The organism is Paenibacillus sp. GCM10027628 (assembly GCF_042676385.1).
Taxonomy (GTDB): Bacteria; Bacillota; Bacilli; order Paenibacillales; family NBRC-103111; genus Paenibacillus_E.
Genome location: NZ_JBHTHA010000013.1, coordinates 119,751 through 128,921, shown reverse-complemented (window position 1 = coordinate 128,921; position 9,171 = coordinate 119,751). Strand labels below are relative to the sequence as shown.

The following is a 9,171-nucleotide window of genomic DNA, read 5'->3' as shown; positions in this document are numbered from 1 at the left end:
GTACGTACGGTGGTGTGGGGGGTCGGCTACTCAACTAATGGGTAGCCTCCTACCCGATTTAATGATTCAGAGTTGTTAGTTACACGCTCGAGCCCGAGTTAACCGGAGCCGGAGCAGAATGAGCTTCTTCTGATTTGGTTGTAAGCAATTCCTTTTTCATGAACCAGCAGGCAATGAAAGCGACGATGGCGAAACCGATGCCAATCGCGAAAATGTGCTGGAATGCCTCCGCAAATATTTGTTTGATTTGCAACAGCAAATCGGCTGGCAAGCCCTGCGGAATGCCTCCATTCATGATCGTCTCTGTCGTTCCTGCAGGGAATTGGCCCGACAACCCGGACAAACCGCTGGAGATATTTCTGGAAAGCAGACTTCCGAAAATGCTGAACCCGAGAGTCGCGCCTATGGACTGGAACAACTGTACGGTTGCCACACCAACACCGCTGTGCTCCTTCTCAACTGATTCCTGTACGATCAGATTGTCTCCGCCGAATAGAACGCCGATTCCAAGACCTAAGATAAAAAATGCAACGAGAATGTATAGGACGGTTGTCTCGACATGAATTCGCGACAGCAGCACATAGCTGACGATCGGTAAAACGAACGATACGACGAAGAGGTATTTGTAGGCGATTTTAGTAATGAGATTACCGCAAACGATACTTGCCGGAATAGCTCCAGCCATAAAGGCCAGCGATAAATAGCCGGATGCGGTCGGCGACATGCCCATGACGGTCTGGGCGAAGAACGGGAAGCCGGACATGCCCCCCATAATGCCAAGCATCGTTAGGAACACAATGCAGGACAAGACAACGACTGAACGGTTCTTGAAAAGAACAAGCGGAATGATCGGCTCCTTGGCCTTAGACTCGATTCGGATGAAGAGCGCAATAAGCGCCAAGGATAAAGCCAATAGACCCATAATAACGGGGGACGACCAGGTATATCCTTTGACGTCGATCAGCACGGGAGCCAGAAGAAGCGAGAGCATCGAGAGCACGAGTGTAAAAGCTCCAGCCCAATCGATGGATTTTTTCTCCGTGTTGCTGGATTCACGCAAGCCCTTGGCCACGATAAAGGCAGCGATAAGTCCAACGGGAATGTTAATCAGAAAAATCCAGTGCCAATTCACGTGGCCGACAAAATATCCACCTATCGTAGGGCCGAGCAGCTGCGGCAAGATCAATAACGGGCCTACCAGGCTCTGAACCTTAGCCCGCTGCTCCAGCGGGAACGTATCTCCGATGATGATCATGCCTAAAGGCATAAGTCCGCCGGCGCCAATGCCTTGAATGCCTCTCCCGACAAGCAGTAATGTCATCGAATCCGCGAGCCCGCAGATGATCGATCCGACCGAGAATAGGGCGACACAGCTCAAATAAATCTTTTTACGGCCGTAAATATCGGCCAGCTTGCCGAAGATCGGCATAAACATAGTAATAGAAAGCATGTAAATCCCTGCGACCCAGCCGTAAAGCGACAACCCGTGCAGATCGCGAATAATCGTCGGCAGAGCCGTCGATACCACCGTTTGATCCAGTTCCGAGAACACCAGACCGAGCAGAAGACCGATTAAAATCAAAGTTTTGTTATTTCCTTGCGTTTTCAAGAGCACACCTCATCTTTATTCAAAATGATTACTGACTTATGGCTGTCTTTACTCTTCAAGTATAAACCCTCAAGGAGAGTCAATCTTCATGCGCAGGTTTTAAATGTTCTCAGTCTGGAGATGTAGTTTACACAAACTTAGACCTCCAAACTATTTCGGGGGGTGGTGAACAGGGTGTCTCGGATATTACTCCTGCCAGAAGAAACTGCACCCCAGATGCCCAAGAGTGCCAACTGTGTGAGCTTTCCAAGCAGCGCCATCGGGTGATTTGGGGCGAGGGCAACTCGCAGCTTGGCGTTTTTGGGAGCAGGGGAATCCGTTCGTAACTAGGTAGGATCATGGTGAACAGGTGTAGCAGGTTGTGCCAAATTTAAGTTCTGATTGTGACGCATCCTTAGAAGCGATATCATATTGATGAAAGCGGTTTATTCTGGTATGGCGGAGGTTATGCGATGAGAGAAAAGCTTCGGAACTCCCCGGTGATGTATGCGTTCGGGATGCTGGCTATGATGATTCCGAGTACAGCGTTCGGCTCCTTCTACAGTTACTACTATGTGGAGAAGTTAGGGTTAGGTATTGGTTTGGCAACTATAGCACGGACCATCTATCTCATCTGGGATGCGGTGAATCAGCCGTTGTTCGGCTATTTGTCGGACCGGACGAATACCCGTTATGGTCGTCGACGGCCTTGGATTTTTGGTGCGATCCCGCTGTTTATGCTAACCTTTATCATGATCTTTACCGTTCCCCAAGGATTGACCGGCTATGGGCTATTCACCTGGTTCCTGATTGCTCTTGTGTTGTTTGAAGCTGTAGCGACCGTTCTTTGGGTCAACTATGGAGCCTTATTCCCGGAGCTGTTCCAAGGCGACCGGCTGCGGGCCAAAGCCTCGGCCATTCAGCAAGGTTTTCAAATTATCGCCCTCCTGATCGGTACGGCGCTTACGCCGATTTTATTCGGGGCCGTAGGCTTCAGCCGCATGTCTATCCTATTCGCATTAGCCTTCGCGCTATTTATGCTCCTTTGCATCGGATCCGTCAAAGAAAATGAACAAGCGCGCAGCGTGCAGCCGCTGGGCTTCAAACAATCCTTCAAGGAAACACTCCAAAACAAACCGTTTTGGATCTTCAACATCGCGAATTCGTTTGCCCAGACGGTCAACGGTTTAATGAGTTCGATGATCCCCTTTTATGCCAAATATGTACTCCATATTCCTGAATATCAAGTGTCTATTCTACTAGGTTCGATCTTTATCTCAGTCATTCCGTTAGTCGGCGTATGGTACTGGCTCATTCGTAAAATGGATCAAGTGAGGGGATGGCGTTTCTCGCTCATCGCCTATAGTCTTTCCGTCATTCCGTTATGGTTCGGCACCGGCCTTACAAGCGGGATTCTCGCGGGTATTCTGTTCGGATTCGGTCTCGCAGGATTCCTGGTGACGCCGCCTATTGTGAGTGGTATGATTATCGATCAGGATTTTATGAAAACGGGGCGTAGACGCGAGGGCATGTATACGGCAATCGGCGGGTTCATTACCCGTTCCAGCGGTCTGATTTCCGCATTGGCTTTTCTTCTTGTCGGGATGATTTTTGGCTATGAGAGCGGCGAGCGGCCTGGGGCTCATCCGGAGACGACGTTCCGTTATATGGTCAGTGTCGTTCCATTGGTTCTCTTGGTCATTTCTTTTATCATTTCTTTATTTGTAAAATTAGAAAGGACGCCTCGACATGAGTCCAAAGCTGCTCATTATAAATTGTGATGATTTCGGCCAAAGTCCGCCTATGAATCTAGCCATTATGGATCTGCTTGAGGAACGTAAAGTATCCTCGGCAACGATCATGGCTCCGGCCCCCGGGTTTGAAGAAGCCGCGCAATGGTGCAGAAGGAGAGGGCAGTCCAATATCGGACTGCACTTGACGTTAACGAGCGAATTCGAAACGCTGCGCTGGAAAAGTCTGACCGGTCACGCAAGCTTGCACGATGAGAGCGGTTATATGCACCGGACGGTTGAAGCTTTCGAGCGGCAAGCCGATACAGTGGCTGCCATGCAGGAGTTGGATGCGCAATATGATCGAGTAGCGCGGTATGGATTCCCCATCACCCATGCGGATAATCATATGGGCAGCCTGTACGGCATGGCAACGGGACGAAGCCATATCCTGCCTGCGTTAAGGAAATGCGCGAAGTGGGGGCTGCCATTCCGATTGTTCCGCAAAGTGCATGCCGCGGATCCTCTGTTAGCTTCTATCCCCGGTGTAGAGCGGATTGTTGCCAAGGTTTCTGCGCTTGCAGGCGCGCTTGGCGTAGCGATTCCCGATTATTTGTTGTCCCATTCTTTCGCAATAGAAGAGGGGGAGACGTACGAAAGCTTTAAACGGATGATGATGGCCAAAATGTACGATCTGCCGGACGGCATCGTTGAAACTTATATCCACCCTGCTGCAGACGATCCTTTTATGCAAAGCCATATTCCCCATTGGGAGAAGCGGGTCTGGGAGTGTCGGCTCATGATGGATGACGACTTCGCTTATGCGATGAAAGATGCGGGGGTCACGCTGACGAATTATAGCTTCCTCCGCGAACACGGGCGCGTATCGAGACTCCGCTCCGCATGGACATTGGCAAGGGAGCTGCTGCGGAAGTAGCCAGAATTAAACAGATAGGAGAAACAGATGAATCCCTACACACAACGAGTCGTTGAAATTATAAAAAGCATACCGGAAGGTTATGTCATGACCTATGGACAAATCGCGGAACTTGCTGGAAGCCGAAGAGCCGCCAGGCAAGTTGTACGCATACTTCATACACTAAGCGGTATTCATAAGCTGCCCTGGCATAGGGTAGTGAATGCTCAAGGCGAGATAGCGATAAAAGACGAGGAATCACAATTTAAACAGACCCTCTACCTGAGCAGTGAAGGTGTGAATCTGGAAGACGATGGGCGTATTGATTTGGGGAAATATCGGTATATCCCGGAATGAAAAATAATGCAGCCCGATGTTAGCGGCCCAAAGGCTGGAGAGCAAAGGGCTTATTTTTTGTTATACGATTTCGAAAAAAGCCACTTGACAATTATCTGCAATTCATGTATCTTAAAATTAAGATAAAACAAATTAAGATTTTGGAAATGAGGTGCTCACAGTGAGTGATCATACAACCAGCCCGAAAGACGATGCACTGGATCTCTACATTGCACTGTCCAGAGCAAGCCAATGGGTTAATGCACATGCGGATCGCGATATTCGGCAGCATGGGCTGAATCGAACGGAGTTCGGCGTTCTCGAATTACTTTACCACAAGGGGGCGCAGCCTATTCAGCAGATTGGCGGCAAGGTTCTCATGAGCAGCGGCAACATAACCTATGTCGTCGACAAGCTGGAGAAGAAGCAATTCGTGCTGCGCAGAACCTCGACCGAAGATCGGCGACTGATTTATGCAGAGATCACGGACAAAGGCAAGCAATTCATCGAAGAAGTTTTCCCTGGGCATGCGGATGTCATTAACAACGCGGTAGCCGGTCTAACGGCCGAAGAGAAAAGAGCGGCCAGTCAACTGCTCAAAAAGCTAGGTAAATACGCCCAAGAAGGCTTTAAGTAGTTTATCTCTTGTTCGAGTGAGAGGGATAGCTGCTTACCAGCTTGGCATATATCTTAATTTTAAGATTCTCAAAAATGGAGGAAACCCATGGTCACACAAAACGAACTAAGTACCTTAATAAAAGCGCGCAGATCAGCTAATAAATTTGTTCCAGGAATGGAGATACTGGATGAAGAATTGGATGAAATGTTCAATCTGGTCAAGTTCGCGCCTTCCGCGTTTAATTTGCAGCATACGCATTATGTGGTCGTTAAAGATCCAGAGCTTAAAAACAGCGTATATGAAGCTGCGAATAAGCAATATAAAATCCAAACCGCTTCCGCCGCCATTGTGGTGCTTGGCAATATGGATGCCTACAAGGATGTAGGAATTCTCAATGAGGGATTGTTGAACCTGGGAGTTATCAATAAGCAGGAGTACGACATGACTGTCGAGTCCGTTCTAAGCTTTTATGAAAGCAGAGGGGATCGTTTCAAACGGGAAGAGGCAATTCGAAACGCAAGCTTGTCCGCTATGCTGTTAATGCTCATTGCCAAGGATAAAGGTTGGGATACGTGCCCGATGATCGGCTTCGACCCTGAAGCGTTAAGCAATGCGTTGCATATTCCAGACGGGTACGTCCCGGCGATGTTAATTACGATCGGCAAGGAAGATAATTCGCGCCAAAGACCGCGCGGTTACCGCAAGCCTGTCGGTGAGTTTGTAAGCTATAACACATTTTCATCACTATAAAAAATTGAGGAGTTGGATAACATGACACAACAAACAGCAGGTATTCACCATATTACAGCTTTCGTTAGAAATGCTCAGGAAAACGTCGATTTTTATGCAGGTGTACTAGGTCTTCGACTGGTCAAAAAAACTATCAACTTTGACGCACCGGAAGTTTATCATCTGTACTTCGGTGACGAGCATGGAAGTCCGGGTACGATCATTACCTTCTTCCCATGGGCGAATTCACGTAAAGGCCGCATCGGTGGCGGCCAAGTCGGCATCACCTCGTATGTGGTTCCTACAGGCAGCCTGGCATTCTGGGAAGAGCGTCTGGAGCGTTTCAACATTGCCTTTGAAAAAGTAGTGAGATTCTCAGAGACATATTTGCAATTTGAGGATAGAGACGGTCTCAAGCTTGAGATCGTAGAACGTGAGCAAGGCAAGCCTAGCACATGGACCTTCGGCGGCGTTCCTGCCGATAAGGCAATCAAAGGTTTCGGCGGCGCCGTTCTCTACAGCACGGCCCCTGAGAAAACGGCCCATCTGCTGGAGCATGTCATGGGTCTTCAAAAAGTAGGGCAAGAAGGGGCTTACGCCCGCTTTAAAGCGACCGCCGATATCGGCAACGTTATCGACATCAATGTAACGCCGATGCCTCACGGCGCTGGCGGAGCAGGTACGGTGCATCACATCGCATGGCGCGCCAAAGATGATGCGGAGCATGCGCTGTGGAGAAGCCATGTACAGAACAGCGGCTTTCAGCCGACTCCGATCGTGGATCGCCAATACTTCAATGCGATTTATTTCCGAGAAGAAGGCGGAATTTTATTTGAAATCGCGACGGATCCACCGGGATTTGCACGTGACGAACAGCCGGATGCGCTTGGGGAAAAGTTGATGCTTCCGGAATGGTTCGAAGAACATCGTACACAAATTGAAGCGAATCTGCCGCCGATTCAAGTGCGGGTATTGGAGGAGGATCAACAATGAGGCATCTTTTTAACCAAGGCACCGATCTGAATGCTCCGGTCACTGTGCTTTTCCATGGCACTGGGGGAACCGAACATGACTTGCTACCACTGGCTCAGGCGATTGCGCCGACTTCCTCCGTGCTTAGTGTCAGAGGCAATGTGCTTGAAAATGGGATGCCGCGGTTTTTCCGCCGGCTGGCGGAAGGAGTGTTTGACGAGGAAGATCTCATCTTCCGTACGAAGGAACTGAACGAGTTCCTCGATCAAGCCGCCGCGGACTATGGATTTGACAGGAGTAATCTCGTAGCCATCGGCTATTCCAACGGCGCGAACATCGCGGGCAGTCTTTTGTTTCACTACGCCGGAGCGCTCCGGGGAGCCATTCTGCACCATCCGATGGTGCCGCGGCGCGGCGTGAAGCTGCCGGATCTCTCAGGTCTGCCGGTGTTCATCGGAGCGGGTCAGAACGACCCGATCTGCTCCCCGCAGGAGACGGAAGAGCTGCAAAAGCTGCTTGGCGATGCAGGCGCTTCGGTGACTGTCCACTGGGAACGGGCCGGACATCAATTGACGCATTCGGAAGTAGCCGCGGCTGCCGAGTGGTATAAACGGAATTTTGCGTGAATAAAGCTGTAGCAGTGTCAGGAAACGGAGAGGAGAGCGTTCTATGATCTCGATAGATCCTACAAGCCAAAGCGAGCGGGATAATTATAAGCTGTTGATAGGGAGCATTATCCCTAGACCGATTGCTTTTGTGACGACGCTCTCTAAGGATGGGGTAATAAACGCAGCACCCTATAGTTACTTTACGATTGTTACGGCTAATCCTCCGATGGTCGCGATTTCGGTCCAGAGGAAGCAGGGGCAGCTTAAAGATACGTCGAGGAACGCAATAGAAACCGGCGCCTTCGTCGTTCACATCTCCGATGAATCCTACATTCATGAAATCAATCAAACCGCTGCGAATCTGCCGCCTGATGCAAGTGAAGTCAGCCATGCCGGACTCACCGCCGTTGCGAGCGACAAGATCGCAGTTCCCGGCATCGCAGAGGCGAGCATCCGGATGGAATGCGTCCTCGATCAAGCAATACCGCTGGGTGGAACGGACGGCTCCCCTGCAACCGATCTCCTAATCGGACGGGTCGTACAATTTCACATCGCCGAATCTTTGTATGACAGCGGCGGCCATATCGATCCGGCCGGGCTCAAGCCCGTCAGCCGGTTGGCGGGTAACTACTATGCCAGGTTAGGTGAGGTTTTTGCTATAGATCGTCCTGAGTAACCATCAGAACAATAAGCAGTGAACAAAGAGCCCTTATACCACATTGTGGTGATAAAGGCTCTTTGTTGTTTTTTTAGATATTCGAACGGTAATGCTGGGGCGAGACGCCTACGAATTTTTTGAACAAACGCGAAAAGTAGAAAACGTCCTTAAACCCGAGAGAAACCGCGGTTTCTTTCACGGATTGATGAGTGTTGAGCAGCATGTTCTTAGCTTCTGAGATCTTCAGGCGGTGTACGTATTCGTGAAGCGAATAGCCGGTAGCCTTGTGAATCATACGGCGCAGCGTGGATAAAGAAATATGATGTCGTTCGCATATTTCATCTGCATCGAACGGCTGGTCGATCAATGCGGAGATGTCATCCAGGAGCTTGGCCATCGGGTCCGCCGTCAGCATCTGGGTCCGAGGCTGACTGCTCAGCACGAGCTCGTACAGCAGCGATTCCAGCAATAGGGCGGCTCGATCCAGATTGACGGGATCGCCGCTTTCCATCAGCGCGAAGATGCGGTCGATTTTGCTTTGCTGCGCGTCGCCGGCATTGACCTGCCGGACCCGGTCCGGCTCGGTAAGCCACGAATCCAGCCATTCCGCGACTCGCGTTCCTTCGAGCGTGAAATAAAATTCATCCCACGTTTCGTCCTGGGCAGGCCCATAATCGAAAGTAGCGCCGGGGAAGAAGAGGAAGAAGCTGCCTTTGCTGATGGCTTGCTTTTCTCCGCCATTGACCCGATAGGTGCCGGTCCCCCCGGCAATATAGACAACCGCATAGTGCTGAAAAACCGTCTTGCGCCTGTACAGCTTGCGATTCGGCAGATGGCCGACGGTGATGATCGATAGGGATTTCACATTTTGTTTGCTTTTATCGGTCGTCCGGTCAATAATGCGGATCGGTTTGGAACTGATCGTATAGTCCATGTAGGTGGTCATGACGAGCATTCTACCTCCTAGAGTGGTCATGTTATTCTGATTGTATAATGCGAACAGGTAAGATCGCAA

The 9,171-nt window shown here is 50.2% G+C and carries 10 protein-coding genes; 8 read left to right on the top strand and 2 right to left on the bottom strand.

Annotation, left to right across the window (positions count from 1 at the left end):
* Positions 1 to 79 precede the first annotated feature (79 nt).
* Positions 80 to 1,609, bottom strand: a complete 1,530-nt coding sequence (locus tag ACFQZT_RS13970) for an MDR family MFS transporter (RefSeq protein WP_379300773.1) — start codon at positions 1,607 to 1,609, stop codon at positions 80 to 82.
* A 452-nt stretch (positions 1,610 to 2,061) separates the two neighbouring features.
* On the opposite strand from ACFQZT_RS13970, the gene ACFQZT_RS13965 reads away from it, so the two are divergent.
* From ACFQZT_RS13965 to ACFQZT_RS13930, 8 genes are all read left to right on the top strand, one after another.
* Entirely contained in the window at positions 2,062 to 3,369 is a 1,308-nt protein-coding gene (locus tag ACFQZT_RS13965) for an MFS transporter (RefSeq protein ID WP_379300771.1), read from the top strand.
* Entirely contained in the window at positions 3,338 to 4,255 is a 918-nt protein-coding gene (locus tag ACFQZT_RS13960) for a polysaccharide deacetylase family protein (protein ID WP_379300769.1), read from the top strand. The genes ACFQZT_RS13965 and ACFQZT_RS13960 overlap by 32 nt, the downstream gene beginning before the upstream one ends.
* Before the next feature lie 27 nt (positions 4,256 to 4,282).
* Positions 4,283 to 4,591, top strand: coding sequence for an MGMT family protein (locus ACFQZT_RS13955; protein ID WP_379300767.1), 309 nt, complete (start codon positions 4,283 to 4,285; stop codon positions 4,589 to 4,591).
* 160 nt (positions 4,592 to 4,751) lie between these two features.
* Positions 4,752 to 5,207: a MarR family winged helix-turn-helix transcriptional regulator gene (locus ACFQZT_RS13950; protein WP_379300765.1), complete on the top strand. Its 456-nt coding sequence runs from the start codon at positions 4,752 to 4,754 to the stop codon at positions 5,205 to 5,207.
* A gap of 87 nt (positions 5,208 to 5,294) precedes the next feature.
* Positions 5,295 to 5,939, top strand: coding sequence for a nitroreductase family protein (locus tag ACFQZT_RS13945; RefSeq protein ID WP_379300763.1), 645 nt, complete (start codon positions 5,295 to 5,297; stop codon positions 5,937 to 5,939).
* Between the two features lie 21 nt (positions 5,940 to 5,960).
* Positions 5,961 to 6,911, top strand: a complete 951-nt coding sequence (locus ACFQZT_RS13940; protein WP_379300761.1) for a ring-cleaving dioxygenase — start codon at positions 5,961 to 5,963, stop codon at positions 6,909 to 6,911.
* Positions 6,908 to 7,516: an alpha/beta hydrolase gene (locus tag ACFQZT_RS13935; RefSeq protein WP_379300759.1), complete on the top strand. Its 609-nt coding sequence runs from the start codon at positions 6,908 to 6,910 to the stop codon at positions 7,514 to 7,516. Before ACFQZT_RS13940 ends, ACFQZT_RS13935 begins: the two co-directional genes overlap by 4 nt.
* Before the next feature lie 43 nt (positions 7,517 to 7,559).
* Positions 7,560 to 8,174 (top strand): flavin reductase family protein, encoded by a 615-nt coding sequence (locus ACFQZT_RS13930; protein ID WP_379300757.1) that lies wholly within the window; start codon positions 7,560 to 7,562, stop codon positions 8,172 to 8,174.
* A 73-nt stretch (positions 8,175 to 8,247) separates the two neighbouring features.
* Here ACFQZT_RS13930 and ACFQZT_RS13925 read toward each other — a convergent pair whose 3' ends face one another.
* The gene (locus tag ACFQZT_RS13925; protein WP_379300755.1) at positions 8,248 to 9,102 is read right to left on the bottom strand and encodes an AraC family transcriptional regulator; all 855 of its coding nucleotides are present in this window, start codon (positions 9,100 to 9,102) and stop codon (positions 8,248 to 8,250) included.
* Positions 9,103 to 9,171: the final 69 nt, after the last annotated feature.